17 protein-coding genes and 3 tRNA genes are annotated in these 14,617 nt (G+C 57.5%); 18 read left to right on the top strand and 2 right to left on the bottom strand.

What is annotated here, in order from left to right:
- Positions 1–3 precede the first annotated feature (3 nt).
- The 4 genes from AC0CW1_RS07285 to AC0CW1_RS07270 are packed head-to-tail and all read left to right on the top strand — an operon-like array spanning position 4 to position 2,925.
- Positions 4–750 carry a glycosyltransferase family 2 protein gene (locus AC0CW1_RS07285; protein WP_488182410.1) on the top strand — a complete coding sequence of 249 codons (747 nt, stop codon included), beginning with the start codon at positions 4–6 and terminating at the stop codon, positions 748–750.
- A complete protein-coding gene (locus tag AC0CW1_RS07280; protein ID WP_488182409.1) occupies positions 731–1,114 on the top strand; it encodes an EamA family transporter in 384 nt (127 codons plus the stop codon). Before AC0CW1_RS07285 ends, AC0CW1_RS07280 begins: the two co-directional genes overlap by 20 nt.
- A complete protein-coding gene (locus tag AC0CW1_RS07275; RefSeq protein WP_488182408.1) occupies positions 1,081–2,601 on the top strand; it encodes an ArnT family glycosyltransferase in 1,521 nt (506 codons plus the stop codon). Before AC0CW1_RS07280 ends, AC0CW1_RS07275 begins: the two co-directional genes overlap by 34 nt.
- 33 nt (positions 2,602–2,634) lie before the next feature.
- Complete coding sequence (locus tag AC0CW1_RS07270) at positions 2,635–2,925, top strand: hypothetical protein (RefSeq protein ID WP_488182407.1); 291 nt, start codon at positions 2,635–2,637, stop codon at positions 2,923–2,925.
- Between the two features lie 58 nt (positions 2,926–2,983).
- On the opposite strand, the gene AC0CW1_RS07265 is transcribed toward AC0CW1_RS07270, so the two are convergent.
- Both AC0CW1_RS07265 and AC0CW1_RS07260 read right to left on the bottom strand, forming a co-directional pair.
- On the bottom strand, positions 2,984–3,352 hold the full coding sequence (locus tag AC0CW1_RS07265; protein ID WP_488182406.1) for a sulfite exporter TauE/SafE family protein: 369 nt from the start codon (positions 3,350–3,352) through the stop codon (positions 2,984–2,986).
- Positions 3,343–3,651, bottom strand: a complete 309-nt coding sequence (locus AC0CW1_RS07260) for a sulfite exporter TauE/SafE family protein (RefSeq protein WP_488184109.1) — start codon at positions 3,649–3,651, stop codon at positions 3,343–3,345. The genes AC0CW1_RS07265 and AC0CW1_RS07260 overlap by 10 nt, the downstream gene beginning before the upstream one ends.
- 266 nt (positions 3,652–3,917) lie before the next feature.
- On the opposite strand from AC0CW1_RS07260, the gene AC0CW1_RS07255 reads away from it, so the two are divergent.
- The 14 genes from AC0CW1_RS07255 to AC0CW1_RS07190 all read left to right on the top strand — a co-directional run bounded on the left by AC0CW1_RS07255 (position 3,918) and on the right by AC0CW1_RS07190 (position 14,617).
- Entirely contained in the window at positions 3,918–4,673 is a 756-nt protein-coding gene (locus AC0CW1_RS07255) for a ZIP family metal transporter (RefSeq protein ID WP_488182405.1), read from the top strand.
- Positions 4,674–4,772: 99 nt separating this feature from the next.
- Positions 4,773–5,522 (top strand): GerMN domain-containing protein, encoded by a 750-nt coding sequence (locus AC0CW1_RS07250; RefSeq protein ID WP_488182404.1) that lies wholly within the window; start codon positions 4,773–4,775, stop codon positions 5,520–5,522.
- A gap of 264 nt (positions 5,523–5,786) precedes the next feature.
- The gene (locus AC0CW1_RS07245) at positions 5,787–7,088 is read left to right on the top strand and encodes an N-acetylmuramoyl-L-alanine amidase family protein (protein ID WP_488182403.1); all 1,302 of its coding nucleotides are present in this window, start codon (positions 5,787–5,789) and stop codon (positions 7,086–7,088) included.
- 107 nt (positions 7,089–7,195) lie between these two features.
- The gene (gene murI, locus AC0CW1_RS07240) at positions 7,196–8,050 is read left to right on the top strand and encodes a glutamate racemase (protein ID WP_488182402.1); all 855 of its coding nucleotides are present in this window, start codon (positions 7,196–7,198) and stop codon (positions 8,048–8,050) included.
- A gap of 92 nt (positions 8,051–8,142) precedes the next feature.
- Complete coding sequence (locus tag AC0CW1_RS07235) at positions 8,143–9,153, top strand: 2-hydroxyacyl-CoA dehydratase family protein (RefSeq protein ID WP_488182401.1); 1,011 nt, start codon at positions 8,143–8,145, stop codon at positions 9,151–9,153.
- Between the two features lie 439 nt (positions 9,154–9,592).
- Positions 9,593–10,336, top strand: coding sequence for an acyl-CoA dehydratase activase (locus tag AC0CW1_RS07230; protein ID WP_488182400.1), 744 nt, complete (start codon positions 9,593–9,595; stop codon positions 10,334–10,336).
- 177 nt (positions 10,337–10,513) lie between these two features.
- Complete coding sequence (locus AC0CW1_RS07225) at positions 10,514–11,353, top strand: fumarate hydratase (RefSeq protein WP_488182399.1); 840 nt, start codon at positions 10,514–10,516, stop codon at positions 11,351–11,353.
- Between the two features lie 31 nt (positions 11,354–11,384).
- The gene (locus AC0CW1_RS07220) at positions 11,385–11,939 is read left to right on the top strand and encodes a Fe-S-containing hydro-lyase (protein ID WP_488182398.1); all 555 of its coding nucleotides are present in this window, start codon (positions 11,385–11,387) and stop codon (positions 11,937–11,939) included.
- Between the two features lie 60 nt (positions 11,940–11,999).
- A complete protein-coding gene (gene rph, locus AC0CW1_RS07215; protein ID WP_488182397.1) occupies positions 12,000–12,731 on the top strand; it encodes a ribonuclease PH in 732 nt (243 codons plus the stop codon).
- A 160-nt stretch (positions 12,732–12,891) separates the two neighbouring features.
- Positions 12,892–13,533 carry an XTP/dITP diphosphatase gene (locus AC0CW1_RS07210; protein WP_488182396.1) on the top strand — a complete coding sequence of 214 codons (642 nt, stop codon included), beginning with the start codon at positions 12,892–12,894 and terminating at the stop codon, positions 13,531–13,533.
- 262 nt (positions 13,534–13,795) lie between these two features.
- Positions 13,796–13,872, top strand: a tRNA-Pro gene (locus tag AC0CW1_RS07205).
- Between the two features lie 61 nt (positions 13,873–13,933).
- Positions 13,934–14,010: transfer RNA gene (locus AC0CW1_RS07200), tRNA-Arg, on the top strand.
- A 61-nt stretch (positions 14,011–14,071) separates the two neighbouring features.
- Positions 14,072–14,154, top strand: a tRNA-Leu gene (locus AC0CW1_RS07195).
- Between the two features lie 178 nt (positions 14,155–14,332).
- Positions 14,333–14,617, top strand: coding sequence for a trigger factor family protein (locus tag AC0CW1_RS07190; protein WP_488182395.1), 285 nt, complete (start codon positions 14,333–14,335; stop codon positions 14,615–14,617).

The following is a 14,617-nucleotide window of genomic DNA, read 5'->3' as shown; positions in this document are numbered from 1 at the left end:
TTTGTGCTTTTGCCTGCTTATAATGAAGCTGTTGCGCTGCCGAGGCTGTTGGAAAAATTCGTTTCTCTGCAGGCGCGCTATCCCGAACTGCAGATTGTTGTGGTTGATGACGGTTCCGCCGATAAGACGGCAGAGGTGGCGGAAGGGTTTGCCGACCGGTTGTCTGTAACGGTGGTCCGGCATGGGAAAAACCGGGGGTTAGGTTGCGCGATGAAGACAGGGCTGCGCTGGGTCTGTTGTCACGGCGCTGCCGAGGATGTGGTCGTCACCATGGATGCCGACGACACCCATGATCCCGGTCACATCCCGGCGATGCTGGAGACGATCGACAGGGGCGCCGATGTGGTGATCGCGTCTCGGTATCAACAGGGCGGCGAGCAGGTAGGGTTGTCGCCGCTGCGGCGCATCCTTTCCTGGGGCGCGTCGACACTGCTCGGTTGGATTTTCGGCATTGACGGCGTCCGGGACTACTCGTCAGGCTACCGCGCCTACCGCATCGGGGCGCTGCAGCGCGCCTTTGAGCGGTTTGGAGAAAATTTTATCGAGGCCAGTGGCTTTCAATGCATGGCCGAGATATTATTGAAGATGAGAACCTTAAACCTGCGCTTTGGCGAGGTGCCACTGGTGCTTCGCTATGACCGCAAGGAAGGGCGGAGCAAGATGCCGGTGCTGGAAACGGTGCTGCAATATTTCTTCCTGGCCCGGAAAGTGTCTAGATTGGAGATTCTGCATGAAGAACGGCTTGGGTAACGGCATTTATCTGATCCTTACGGCGGTTTTCCTGGGGGCGATCGGCCAGGTGCTTCTCAAGATGGGTGCCAACCGGCTCGATATCCGGACGGGCCCCTTTCTTGAGATGCTGCCGCAGGTGATCATACAGATGCTGAAAAACCCCCTCCTCTTGGGGGGGCTTTTGGTTTTCGCCATCAGTTCGCTGCTCTGGATCATCTCGGTGTCGAAGGTGCAACTCAGCCTGGCCTATCCGCTGGTCAGCCTGGGCTATGTGATCGTCCTCTTTGCCTCCTGGGCTTTCCTGGGTGAACCGGTGAACTTGATTCGAGTCGGTGGGGTGCTGGTGATTTGTTTCGGCGTCGTTATGGTCGCGCAGAGTTGAATCGGAACCAATGGAGCGCCTGGCGGGGCTTCGCGCCCTGGGCGCTGGCCTTTGTTTGCCTGGCGGGGCTCATGCTGCGCCTGAAGGGGATCGATTCCCCTTTTGTCGACTTTCATGGATGGCGCCAAAGCGATACGGCGGCCGTGGCCCGCTTTTTTTATGAGCGCCAGTTCAATCTCCTGCGGCCGCAGTTGCCCTACTACGGCGCGCCGCCCAATTATGCCGAATTGGAGTTTTCACTGGTCCCGGCGATCACGGCCGGGTGGTATTACATATTTGGGGAAGCAGCCTGGGTGGCGCGCTCGGTGATCATCCTCTTCTCCCTCTGGTCGCTGGTGTCGGTCTACCGGATCGGCGCCCATTTCTGGGGGCTCTGGCCGGGGCTGGTCGCCGCCGTGATGATGGCTGTCCAGCCCTTCTATGTCTACTTCTCCCGTTCTTTTCAGCCCGATGTGCCCATGCTTGCCCTGGCGCTGGCCGCCCTCGCCGACTTTCTTTTCTGGTCCAGGGAGGGGTCGCAGTTTCATGCCTGGCGGGGATGCTTCTGGCTGACGCTGGCGGTGCTTGTCAAGCCGCCGGCAGCCATCGTCTATCTGCCCCTCCTCGTCTGGTGGTGGACAGCCTATCGCTCCGGAAGGGAAGGCAGCCTTTTTGTGGGGATCGCCTACCTGTTTGCGCCGGCCGTGGCCTTGCTGATCTACCTCCAGTCGATTCACGGGATCGCGGAACACCCCTTCGTCTCCAGCATTGCGACCTCCTTCACGGCCAGGCTCTGGCAGGAAGGGATCCCGGCGGATTGGTACGGCGACCTGGGGCGGGGGCTCTTTTTCTTCGTTTGTACGCCTTTTTTCGTTTTGCCCGCTTTGCTGGGCCTGCTGCGAGGCCTCTTTTCCCCGGAACGGTTATGGATCGTGGCCTGGATGGCCGGCCTGGCCGGTTTTTTTCTGCTGGCCGGCAGCCATGTGTTGAACAATCTCCAGTATTATTTTCTTCCGGCTGTGCCCCTGGCGGCCTTGCTTGTGGGCGTTGCGGCCGGGCGGTTGACCGCGCGCGAGGCCGGGCTGTTCCGCCGCGCTACCGCCGCCAGCCTAGCCCTGCTTCTTCTCGTCGGAGGATCCTTCCTGCTTTCCGCCTCCTTCCAGCGCGTGCTGCCCGAACGTTGGCTTCGCTACCATCCTTGGACCTATGAGAACTGGTACCAACTGGACGAGAAGGCGCTGAAGGTCGGTCAGGCGTTGGAACAGATCACACCGGACGATGCGCTGCTGGTTGTCGCCGAAGGCTCTCCGCGCAGCCTCTTTTACAGCCGTCGCTTCGGCTGGTTTATTCCCCCGGAGGAGTGCAGCGCAGCGTACCTGGCAGGGGTGCGCGCCGAAGGGGCTCGTTATCTGGTCTGGCCTGAGGAAAAAAGGCCAACCCATCTGGAGGGGTTGGCCGGGGACTGGCGTCCTGAGGGGTTCTGGCTCTTTGAGTTGGGGAGACCGTGATAAGAGCGTTCTGGGTGAGAAAGGGGAGAGCGAATGGCGGATGAGAGGATCCTGCAGGAATTAATGGAACTGAAGGATGGACAGGCCCAACTGACACAGATGGTGGCTGATCTGGTTCGCATTGTGGGTAATACGAATGCCGCTGTCGAAGAACTTCGGCATGATGTGGACGCTATGAAACGGGAAGTGGTTGTCATGCGGCGGGATATAGATAGTTTGAAAGTGGTTACAATCCAGATCCAAGGCGCCGTGGAAGATATACGCGAAACTCAGGAAGACCAGGGAAATCTCTTGGACTTGCTCGCCGTTCGGGTCAATCATTAGGAAGCGAAAATCCTTGGCCTCTCCAAAAGACGATGAAATAAACGATTTGTTCTTGACTCTACTCGGCTTTTTTGGGCTTCGATAAAATCTCATAGCCGCCCATCCCCACCAGGAAGACGCCGAAGATCTTTCGCAGGAGTGGGCCGGGCAGGTGGGTGGCCAGCAGCGCGCCGCCGATGGCGCCGCTGATCGCGCCCAGCGCAAGCAGGAAGGCCAGCTTTGGCCGCACGTTGCCGTTTTTAAAATGGGTTGCTAGGGCCACGGCGGACATGGGAAGAAAGGTGGTCAGCGCCAGCGCCTGGGCTTGGTGCTGCGGCACATCGAGCAACAGGATCAGCGCCGGGACGAGGAGTGTGCCGCCGCCGACGGCGAGGCCGCCGAGGATGCCGCTGAAGAAGCCGATGACCGATAGGGTGATCATCTCCATAACAACCGCACCCCGGCTACGATCATGACGATCCCAAGCAGTTGACGCAGGCGGTGGGGGGAGAGGCGGTTCATCAGCCGCGCCCCCAGATAGGCGCCTGCCATCCCTGTCAGCACGATGGGCCAGAAGAGGGACCAGGACAGGTGCCCCTTTTTCCAGTAGATAAAAGCGCTGGCCACAGAAGTGGGAAGGATGACGGCTAACGAAGTCCCATGGGCCTGATGCTGGGCGACGCCGAGCAGGAAGACCATGGTGGGGATGACGATCGTCCCGCCGCCGATGCCGATGAGTCCATTGATCAGGCCGGTGGATAACCCCGATAAAACCAGTATGATGTTCGTACGACTGTTGCTCAGGTGAAAAATGGCAGACGACCTCCGCTCACAGTTTGCCCCGGCTTTCGCTTAAATATGGCTGACTCCCCTTTTACGCATCCCACAGGGACGCGCTTTTTTTATGTTTATATCCCGTTCTTTCCCTTTTGGACTTTGCTTATGATCAAGAATAAACATCAATTGTGGCGGCCACTCACAAGGAATGGGAGAGAGGGAAGGGTGGATCAAACATGGCAGACCTTTTCCCTGGCCTGATATGGTCTGTGCTGGGGGTCAGCCTCATCGCCGGGTTGACCACGACAGGTGGTGCCTTGTGCGTATTGCTGCTCGGTTCGCTCGGTTCGCGGAACCTGAGCGCGCTCCTCGGCTTCGCCGCCGGGGTCATGGTTGCGGTTGTCGCCCTCGATTTGCTCCCATCGGCCTGGAGTTGGGGCGGGACTTGGGCGGTACTCAGCGGCTTTTGCCTGGGCGCCTTGCTCATCGCCGGCTGTGACCTCCTCTTAACTCAGCTCACCCTCTCGTCAAAGCGGGGAAGGCAGGCGGGACCTTTGCGCAAGATGGGCTATCTCATCGCCCTTGGCATCTCGTTGCATGACTTTCCCGAAGGGATCGCTATCGCCGCCGGGACGGCTGCGGAAAGCCACCTTGGTTGGATCGTGGCCGTCGCCATCGGTCTGCACAACATCCCTGAGGGCATTGCCACAGCGGCGCCGCTGCGCATGAGCGGGATGGCGCCTTGGAAGATCATCCTTCTCACCATGGTCATGGCCTTATTTACCCCCTTGGGCACCCTGCTGGGATTCGGCATCCTGGCGCTGTCGACGAGGTCGATCGCCCTGTTGCTCGCCCTGGCCGGCGGCGCCATGGCCTATCTGGTCTGGGACGAATTATGGCCCGAGGCGAGAAAACGCTCTTCCTACTGGGCCTGGGCCGGCGCGATCGCAGGGGCGCTGGGGATGGCCGCCCTCTCGGGCATGCATCACTAGAGGGCGACGCCGGCTTTACGAATTGAAAAAAATGGAATATAGAAGTAGGCCTGTCCATATGTATTGATCAGAAAATAAAGTCATAAGGAGGATCACCAGATGGACAGGGAGCGCAGTTGGTCGGCTGGCATTATCTTGATCGTGACGGCCCTCGTCATCGCCTTCGGTTTAGGCGGATGCTCGGCTGTCGACCGCTTTATCTCCATGAAGGACGAATTTAAGGCCAAGGAAACAAATAACGTCAAAACCGATCAGGTGGTGAAAAAGGAACAAACGGCCACACAGGGTCAGGCTCTTCCTGTCGATAGCGCTGCCAGAACAGAGACTGTTCCGCCGGGACCGGAACAGACGGTCATGCTCTATTTCGCCGATGACAAGGGGCAGAACCTGGTCGTAGAAAAACGGTCGATTCCCAAAACGGGGAGCATCGCCAAAGCGACTGTGAATGAACTGATCAAGGGACCCAACGTCAATTCAGGCGCTCAACCGACGATCCCGACAGGCACGCGGCTGATTGATATCAATGTGAACAAAGAGGGTCTTTGCACCGTCAACCTGAGCAAGGAGTTACAAAAGAACCACCAGGGCGGATCGGCCAGTGAAGCCTTGACCGTATACTCGCTTGTCAACACGTTGACCCAGTTCCAAGCGATTCAAAAGGTTCAGATCCTTGTGGAGGGGAAAAAGGTTGAGACTTTGGCTGGTCATATGGATGTTTCGCAGGCGATGGCAAGGAAAAATTCAATGATCACCAATGAGGGGAACACGGCCCAGAAGGCCTCCGATGGAGCGCAAAAGGCATCTGGCTCTGCAAACGAGAGCAATGGGACAGAGAAGAGAAATAATTAAAGGCGGAATCGGTGAGGCCATCTTCGCCGAAAAACGCTTGGTGAAGGCATGACGTTCGGCGCCTCTCGGCGCCGGACGTTTTTCTCCTTATTTAAGATGTGATTTATGAAAAAATGCAACCAACGAGTCGGTCTGCTGCGTCCAATTATTGAAATAAAAAACAATTGGACGAAGTTCTCAGACAATAAGCCCAAAGGCTGGGCAGGGGTGAGAAAACGTTTTACAATACGGGGAGAGAACAGTCCGGTTCGACGTGGAGGAATCATGAAACAAGTAAGATACAAGTCGATCGTCTATTGCCTGCTGACCACAACGATGAGCGCCTTTTTATTCTCTCCCGCGACGGCGCTGGCAGTGCCTGTTTCCGATTTATCAAGCGCCGGCGCCTCTGCGGCTGGTCAGGTTCAACCTCCGGGAGCTTATCCGGTGGAGGTCCAGGGGCAGGTGGTCAACGTCCGCACCGGACCGGGAACGGACAATGCCATCATCACAACGGTGAACAAGGGGCAACAGCTTTCTGCCAGTTCGGGCCGAAACGGGTGGACTCAGGTCACTCTTCCTGATGGTCGGACAGGATGGATCGCCGATTGGCTGATAGAGAGAGGAGCCGCTGCTTCTCCGCTCACCCCGCCGGTAAGTACCCCAATACCCCAGGCAAATCTGCCAACACAGAAACCGGTGCTCCAGAAGGATCTGCGCGCTTGGAAAGCGACGGCTTTATCGCCTGTCAATATCCGCAACGGTCCTGGGATGGCATATGATGTGGTACGAACAGTTCCTGCCGGGGAGAGCTTCGATTTGCTTCAGGTGCGTGATGGCTGGTATCAGTTGGCGCAAAAGGGCCAGTCTGCCGGTTGGTCTGCGTCATGGCTGTTTTCAACGCAGGCGCTTGCTCCCGGCAGCGTCGGATCCAGCGGGGTTACGCCCAGCCGCGGCACGCCGGTTACTCGACCGGTGGCGAACTTTCTGGCCGGGAAGACGATTGTCGTCGATCCTGGACATGGAAACGTCAATTTAAAATGGAACGTCGTCGACGATGGCGCGAAAGGGCACCAAGGAACGCGAGAGAAGGACATCACCCTCGACGTCGGACTCCGGCTTGCCGAAATCCTGAAGGCAAGGGGGGTCAATGTGATCATGACGCGGACGGCCCAACAGGTCATCCGCTCCGAGAATGACCTGGCGTACCGCGCCGATGTCGCCAACAAGGCCAAGGCGGATCTGTACGTGAGCATCCACTGCGATTCCCATACGGTTTCGGAAACAGGCGGCACGACGACCTATTATTTTTATAAAGACGATGAATCCCGTCAAGGAGAAGGGACGCGCATGCGGATGGCCGGCATGGTCCAGCAGTCGCTCGTCGCTGCTTTGGGACGTCGTGACATTGGGATCAAGGGCGCCAACTTCGCCGTGCTGCGAGAAACGAATATGCCGGCTATATTGGTGGAGATGATGTTCATTTCCAACCCCGCGGAAGAGGAGCTGCTCAATCAGGAGACGGTCCGGACTAAGGCGGCGACGGCTATCGCCGACGGTTTGCAGCGCTTCTTTGAACAGCCCTGATCGAGGGAGAACTTTTCTTTTCAGAGGGAATAATCTATGTTATGGTTTAAAGGTCTGTTGGTGTCAGTCTAGGGTTCTGTTGCCAGTTCGGCTAGGAGTGAGAAAGTTTGAAACGTTGCCAACCTATTGGCATATTTGACTCGGGCGTCGGCGGCTTGACCGTGGCGCGTGAGGTGTTTCGCCAATTGCCGGGGGAAGAGATCCTCTATTTTGCGGACACCGCCCATGTTCCCTATGGTCCTCGGCCTGTTGCGGAGTTGATCCGGTTCGCCCTGGAGATCACGGACTTCCTGGTTGCCGAAGGGGCGAAGCTGATCCTTGTCGCCTGTAATACGAGTTCATCGCTGGCGCTTGATATCATCCGGGAGCGTTACAGTGTCCCCGTTGTCGGTGTCGTCAACCCTGGCGCAGAGGAAGCTGTCCGTCTCTGCCGGAATGGGCGAATCGGCGTGTTGGCGACGGAAGCGACGATCCGTAAAGGCGCCCACAGCCGGCGTGTGGGAGAACTGAACAGCGCCATGCAGGTCTTCGGTCAGGCATGCCCTCGTTTCGTGCCCCTGGTCGAATCGGGGCGCCATCGCAGTGACGAAGCGCGCCAAGCTTCCAGGCAGTACCTGGCGCCGCTGATCGACGTCGGTGTGGATACGATCGTGCTCGGCTGCACCCATTATCCCTTTTTAGAGCCGTTGATCCGAGAGGCGATCGGTGACGACATCACCTTGATCGATCCGGCCTGCCAGACGGTCGCGCAGGGAAAGGCGCTCATGGAAAAAGGGCTCATCCCCTACCGGGATCCCCGAGGGCCAAAACCGCGCCACCGTTATTATGTCAGCGGTGATCCCGAGTCCTTTGCCCGGGTGGGTGGCGCACTCCTCGGTATGCCACTGTTCAACGACACCTGTCAGGTATGCCTCGACGGCATCCTGGAACGGGAACGGGGTCAGAAAGTGGTCTTTGCTTAAATCGCCTTTTTGTCCCGGCCTAAGCGCCGGGTCTCTCTTTGTAGTTTAGTTTTTCCGGAACAACCAGGCGGAATGGACAGGTGGGTTGTGTGATGGCGGAAAAAGTGGGATTGACGACAACGATCCCTGTTGAGATCGTCTATGCTGCCGGAAAGGTTCCGGTGGATCTGAACAATGTCTTTATCACCGGTGATGCGCCGGGGCAGTATGTCGACCGGGCGGAACAGGCCGGCTACCCGCGCAACATCTGCGGATGGATCAAGGGCCTCTATGCGACGCTGCTCGAACAGAAGGATTTGCGGCAGGTCATCGCCGTCACCCAGGGCGATTGCTCCAATACCCATGCCCTGATGGAGACGTGGCAGGTGGCCGGCGTCAAGGTGCACCCCTTTGCCTTTCCCTATGATCATGACTACGATCTCTTGCAGTTGCAGATGGAAAAGCTGATACAGGCGTTGGGCGCTGATTGGGATTCCGTGCGCCAGTGGAAAGGGCGGCTGGATCTGGTGCGCAAAAAAGCCCATGAGGTTGACCGTCTGACCTGGGAAGCGGATGTTGTTGACGGGTTGACGAATCACCTGGCTCTCGTCGGCTGTTCTGATTTTAACGGCGATCCGGATGCGTATGAGGCGTACTTGGACGGGATCATTACTGAAGCACGGGGAAAGGGAGAAGGGGAGACGAAGCAGGGTTTGTTCGGAGATCCGCAGTTGGTCAGGCTGGCCTACGTGGGGGTTCCCCCGATCGTCACAGATTTGTATGTATATATTGAAAGCATGGGCGGGAGAGTTGTTTTCAACGAGGTTCAACGGCAGTTCGCCATGCCCTTTGATGTAGAGGATATCATCGAACAGTACCGGCGCTACACCTATCCCTATACGATCTTTGACCGGATCGAGGATATCAACCGGGAGGTGGCGCGGCGAAACATCGATGGGATCATTCATTACACCCAGAGTTTCTGTTACCGCCAGATCGAGGACATCATCCTTCGCCAGCGTACCGATGTGCCCGTGTTGACGCTGGAGGGGGATCGACCGGGGCCGCTCGATGCGCGGAGCCGGATGAGGATTGACGCCTTTTTGGACATGCTCGCTGGGTAGCGCACCCTCGGAACGACTAGTGTACCGCCCTTGAACTGCGCCACTACATAGGCGTAGGGCGCAGTCGGACCGTTCGCTAAGAGCTGCGCGGCTACTCGCTTGCCTGCGCCGCTGGGCGCCAAACGTCTCGGGCTTTTCTGCATGTCGTGGCGCCCTTTTCGCGGCGCAGGCTGCGCTCGCTGACGCCGCTCCGCTCAAACCGCTCACGGTCCGACTGCGCCCTGTCGCTACACAGGCTGTGCCGCCTGCTGTATAGCGCTCGTTTACATCAGCGGAGGGCGCAGCCGGACCGCTCGCTAAGAGCTCCGCTAGGGCGCCAAACCTCTGGGCTTTTCTGCATGTAATGGCGCCCTTTTCGCGGCTCAGGCTTTGTTCGCTTGGGCTATGGGGCCACATATAGAAATCCGTCGATGACGTCACATCAGGGGGCGAAGACATCGTGAAAATCGGTCTAGACCTCGGCAGCCGCTACGTCAAAGCGGTTTTTATGGAAGATGATCACCTCGTCGATCATCGCTATTACGATACGCTCGCCTTCTACCGCGACTATGGCCGCAAGGTCGATGGCGAACTCGTTGTCGATTATGAGCGGCTCGGCTGGCCCTCGGGGGCGTCGATCACGTCGACAGGGTATGGGCGGAATCTGGTCAAGATCGCCGGCGGGCAGGTGATTCCGGAGTTGCGCGCTCACACGAGAGGGGCGGTTTTTCAGACGGGGCTCTCCGATTTTACGCTCCTCGACCTGGGCGGTCAGGACAGCAAGGTGATCAAGGTGGCAGGGGGACGGATGGTGGATTTTCGCACCAACGACAAGTGCGCCGCTTCCTCTGGGCGCTACCTGGAGAACATGGCGGCCGTATTGGCGATGGATGTGACGTCCCTCGGTCAATGCCGGGACAACCCCGTGGAGTTGTCGTCCACTTGCGCCGTCTTCGGCGAGTCGGAGCTGATCGGTCAGATCATCGAAGGCCACCCGATCGAACACCTGGCGGCGGGGGTGAACCGCACCATCGTCAAGCGTGTCGAGCCGATGCTACGGGAACTGTGCAGCCCGGTGGTTGTCTTTACGGGCGGCGTAGCTCGGAGCGGGGCGATCCGATCCATGTTGGAGGAAGCCCTCGATGTGCAGGTCATTCTCCCCGCCCATCCTCAACTGAACGGAGCCATCGGCTGCGCTGTGTGAAATTTTTCACGAAAAATGCCTCTATGAGGCAGGTTTTTTACTGTACGCGTTGAATCATATTGGTTGGGTCCAATCGAAGCATGCTCAAGGGTCAGCGTTGAAACTGTCCCGTCTCGGGACAGTTTCATTTATACAACAGCAAATCACTAAAAGATCAATTGAAGGAGGATGCCTGGATTGCGTACTATCACATTCGAACAGATCGCTTCGGCTGTGGAAGGACTGTGCATCAAAGCCAACACCCAGATCGGCGCCGATGTGAAAGAAGCGCTGGAAAAGGCCCACGCTGCGGAAGCATCGCCCCTGGGCAAGACCATCATCGGTCACATCATGGAGAACAACGCCATCGCCGAAAGGGAGATCGTCCCCATCTGCCAGGACACGGGGATGGCTGTCGTATTTGTCACCATCGGCCAAGAAGTCTATGTCGAAGGCGGCCTCACCGATGCCATCAATGAAGGCGTGCGCCGCGGCTACGAAAAAGGCTACCTGCGCAAGTCGGTCGTCAAAGACCCCCTGCTCCGCGTCAACACGGGGGACAACACGCCGGCCGTCATCCATTATGATATCGTTCCCGGGGACAAGCTGCACATCATGGTCGCTCCGAAGGGCTTCGGCAGCGAAAACATGAGCCAACTCAAGATGTTCAAGCCGGCTGACGGCGTGGAAGCCATCAAGAAGTTTGTCATCGAGGCTGTCGAAAAAGCCGGCCCCAACCCCTGCCCGCCTATCGTCGTCGGCGTCGGCATCGGCGGCACCATGGAAAAGGCCTCTTTCCTTGCCAAAAAAGCGCTGCTTCGTCATATCGGCCACCACAGCGAGAAAGAGCACATTGCCGCGCTGGAAAAAGAGCTGCTTGAGAAGATCAACAACCTGGGCATCGGCCCCCAAGGTCTTGGCGGCAACACAACGGCGCTCACGGTCAATGTAGAGACCTACCCGACCCACATCGCTGGTCTGCCCTGCGCCGTCAACATCAACTGCCATGTGGCCCGTCACACCGAAATTGAGTTGTAATCCGGCATAGAAGGGAAGGAGAGTTGGAATCATGAATGCTGTACGGTTGACAACGCCGTTGACTCAGGAGGCCCTGCGCCAACTGAAAGCCGGCGATACGGTTCTGATCAGCGGCACCATCTACACCGGCCGCGATGCCGCCCACAAACGTCTGGTCGAAACCCTTGACCGTGGGGAAGATCTGCCGTTTAATGTAAAGGACGCCGTCATTTATTTCGTCGGCCCCTGTCCGGCCAAACCGGGCCAGGTGATCGGCTCTGCCGGCCCCACCTCGTCCTACCGGATGGATACCTACTCGCCCCGGCTGATCGAGCAGGGCCTGACCGGCATGATCGGCAAAGGTTTGCGGGGACCGGCTGTTGTTGACGCGATGAAGAAGCACGGCTGTGTCTACTTCGTCGCCATCGGCGGCGCTGGCGCCTTGATGGCCCGCTCGATTAAAGAAGCGAAGGTCATTGCCTATGACGACCTTGGCACCGAAGCCGTCCGTGAACTGGTTGTCGAAGACTTCCCGGTCATCGTCTGCATTGATGCCGAAGGCAACAACCTCTACGAACAAGGGCGGGCTCAGTACCAGCGCGCATAACCACCTCCCGGCGGGACCGGCGGTGGAACCGCCGCCGGTCGCCCGGAGAGGAGTTTTATTATGGAACGTTTTGATGGCCGCCAGGCAGATCAACTGCGTCCGATTCAGATCCAACGGCAGTACCTGATCCATCCGGAGGGTTCCGTGTTGATCACCGTCGGTAACACGAAGGTGATCTGCACAGCCACGGTGGAGGAAAAGGTGCCGCCTTTTCAGAAGGGCTCCGGCAAGGGCTGGGTGACGGCCGAATACAGCATGCTCCCTCGGGCGACGGGAACCCGCACCCAGCGGGAGGTCACCCGCGGCAAAGCCTCGGGTCGTACGATGGAGATCCAGCGGTTGATCGGTCGGGCGCTCCGATCAGTCGTCGACCTGCAGCGGCTCGGCGAGCGCACCATTTGGATCGACTGTGATGTCATTCAGGCCGATGGCGGAACCCGTACCGCATCGATCACCGGCGCCTTTGTGGCCCTCAAGGACGCCTGCGATAAACTGCTGAAGAATAAACAGATTCAGAAGGATCCTATCGTGGAACCGCTAGCCGCTGTCAGCGTTGGCAAGGTATCGGGCGAACTCCTGCTTGACCTGGCTTACGAGGAAGACTCGAAAGCCGAGGTAGACATGAACCTGGTCATGACCGGCGGTGGCCGCTTTGTCGAGGTGCAGGGTACAGCCGAGGGGACCCCCTTTGACCGGGATGAACTGGACGCCATGATCCGTTTGGCTGAAAAGGGAATCCGTGAACTGATGGAAGCCCAGAAACAGGCGCTGGCGGAAAGTGCGCGGAAATAGCCATCCACGAGATCATCGCCTCAGAAAAAAGAGCCGGCGCCTTGCCCGGCTCTTTTTAGTCTTCTGCTCGGGATGCCTTGACAAGCAGTAGAACGAAGAAGTACGATGATTTTGAAAATATCAATCAGAAATGTTGCCGGGCCTGCGAGGGGGAAGCGGTATGTTTAAGATCATCTTGGCGACCCAAAACATGGGGAAGGTCCGCGAATTTGAGGCCATGACACAGGCGCAGACACCAGCGTTGCCGATCGAGTGGTTGTCGCTGCGCGACTTCCCCCAGATCACCGATCTCAAAGAAACGGGCGACACTTTCCGTGATAACGCTCTGATGAAAGCCGAACAGGTCGCCCGCGCCTGCGGCGTGCCTGCTATGGCCGACGACTCGGGCTTAGTGGTCGATGCATTGAACGGAGCGCCCGGCGTCTACTCGGCGCGCTTCGCCGGAGAGCCCAAGAATGATCGTCGCAACAACGAAAAACTGCTGGCGTGCTTACAGGGTGTTCCCGCCGAAGAGCGGAAGGCTCGCTTTGTCTGCATCCTGGCATTGGCCATGCCGGACGGGCAGAAGTTTTTTGCCGAAGGCGTCTGCGACGGGGTCATCGCTGCTGAAGGGCGCGGAGATGGCGGCTTCGGTTATGATCCTCTCTTCTACCTGCCGGCATACGAGAAGACCTTCGCCGAACTGCCAGCCGAGATAAAGAATAAGATCAGCCACCGCGCGTCGGCGATGGAAAAGATGTTCTTCCTGCTGCGTGTTTTGCTCTTTCCTGAGCCAGAACCGATTACCCAGCCTAATTTGTAATAACTTACCCCAGCGTGATTTCTCCGATCAAGTGCAGAGTGAAATCGGACAAGACGGTTCAAGCAGGACTGACTTGTCTTTTTCCAGACTCTCTCCGGGGCGGTTGATGGAATCGCCTCGTTGTTGATATTACAGATTGTCGATTCGCTTTGTAAATTTTGGAATGCATCGTAGGACTTGTCATCTTGTCAGCCGCATCACCGTATGTTATAATGTCATTCGATGTCTCGTGGAATGAGACGTTTAGAGGTTCCTTTGGTCACGGGGCGTAGCGCAGTTTGGTAGCGCACCTGCTTTGGGAGCAGGGGGCCGCAGGTTCAAATCCTGTCGCCCCGACCATCTTCATCTTCCCCTTCAGCGGCAGAACTGCTTGCGGCAAGGGGTTGCCGGAACCGATCAGGCGCCTGTAGCTCAGCTGGATAGAGCACCTGCCTTCTAAGCAGGGCGTCGGGGGTTCGAATCCCTCCAGGCGCGCCATTTGAATATTTCTTGACAACGGTCATCGCAGGAATTAGAGTATAAAAGATACAGGAGTTATGCGGGAGTGGCGGAATTGGTAGACGCACTGGATTTAGGTTCCAGCGGGCAACCGTGGGGGTTCGAGTCCCTTCTCCCGCACCACCGTCGTTTGCAAATCGGCAGCATGACCGCTTACCTCGGTGATCCGTCGCCGAGGTTTTATTTTTAATCACGCAAAGGAGGAGAATAAAACCCTAATATTTGGGAAAAATATGAAAGCTTACGTTCGAATCCTTTTGTGATAGCAGGAAATGCGAGATTGCCGTAGAATAATACCCTTATGCTTTTTAAATTTTCGGATAGACTACTAAAGGTCAAATCCGGCAACAACAGCCATCTTTACGATACAATCAATGGAAGGGGTACATACGTGAAGGCTTCAGTAGAAAGGCTCGCTAACAACCAGGTATCGCTGCAAATCGAGATTGATGAGGCAACATTCGAACAAGGGCTGGAAAAGGCCTATAAGAAAGTCGTCCGCCAGGTAGCCGTCCCCGGTTTCCGCAAAGGCAAGACCCCCCCGCAAGATTCTGGAAGCCCGTTACGGCAAAGAGGTTCTTTTTGA

The sequence above is a fragment of the Heliomicrobium sulfidophilum genome, assembly GCF_057715735.1.
Note: the sequence above shows the minus strand (reverse complement) of the source record. Positions and strands in the feature narration are given on the sequence as shown.

What these genes read in the sequence shown, in the direction of transcription:
- AC0CW1_RS07190 (WP_488182395.1), top strand. Translation starts at nt 14,333, where the DNA reads ATGCTTTTTAAATTTTCGGATAGACTACTAAAGGTCAAATCCGGCAAC.
- AC0CW1_RS07245 (WP_488182403.1), top strand. Translation starts at nt 5,787, where the DNA reads ATGAAACAAGTAAGATACAAGTCGATCGTCTATTGCCTGCTGACCACA.
- AC0CW1_RS07210 (WP_488182396.1), top strand. Translation starts at nt 12,892, where the DNA reads ATGTTTAAGATCATCTTGGCGACCCAAAACATGGGGAAGGTCCGCGAA.
- AC0CW1_RS07250 (WP_488182404.1), top strand. Translation starts at nt 4,773, where the DNA reads ATGGACAGGGAGCGCAGTTGGTCGGCTGGCATTATCTTGATCGTGACG.
- AC0CW1_RS07265 (WP_488182406.1), bottom strand. Translation starts at nt 3,352, where the DNA reads ATGGAGATGATCACCCTATCGGTCATCGGCTTCTTCAGCGGCATCCTC.
- AC0CW1_RS07255 (WP_488182405.1), top strand. Translation starts at nt 3,918, where the DNA reads ATGGCAGACCTTTTCCCTGGCCTGATATGGTCTGTGCTGGGGGTCAGC.
- rph (WP_488182397.1), top strand. Translation starts at nt 12,000, where the DNA reads ATGGAACGTTTTGATGGCCGCCAGGCAGATCAACTGCGTCCGATTCAG.
- AC0CW1_RS07270 (WP_488182407.1), top strand. Translation starts at nt 2,635, where the DNA reads ATGGCGGATGAGAGGATCCTGCAGGAATTAATGGAACTGAAGGATGGA.
- AC0CW1_RS07220 (WP_488182398.1), top strand. Translation starts at nt 11,385, where the DNA reads ATGAATGCTGTACGGTTGACAACGCCGTTGACTCAGGAGGCCCTGCGC.
- AC0CW1_RS07235 (WP_488182401.1), top strand. Translation starts at nt 8,143, where the DNA reads ATGGCGGAAAAAGTGGGATTGACGACAACGATCCCTGTTGAGATCGTC.
- AC0CW1_RS07280 (WP_488182409.1), top strand. Translation starts at nt 731, where the DNA reads ATGAAGAACGGCTTGGGTAACGGCATTTATCTGATCCTTACGGCGGTT.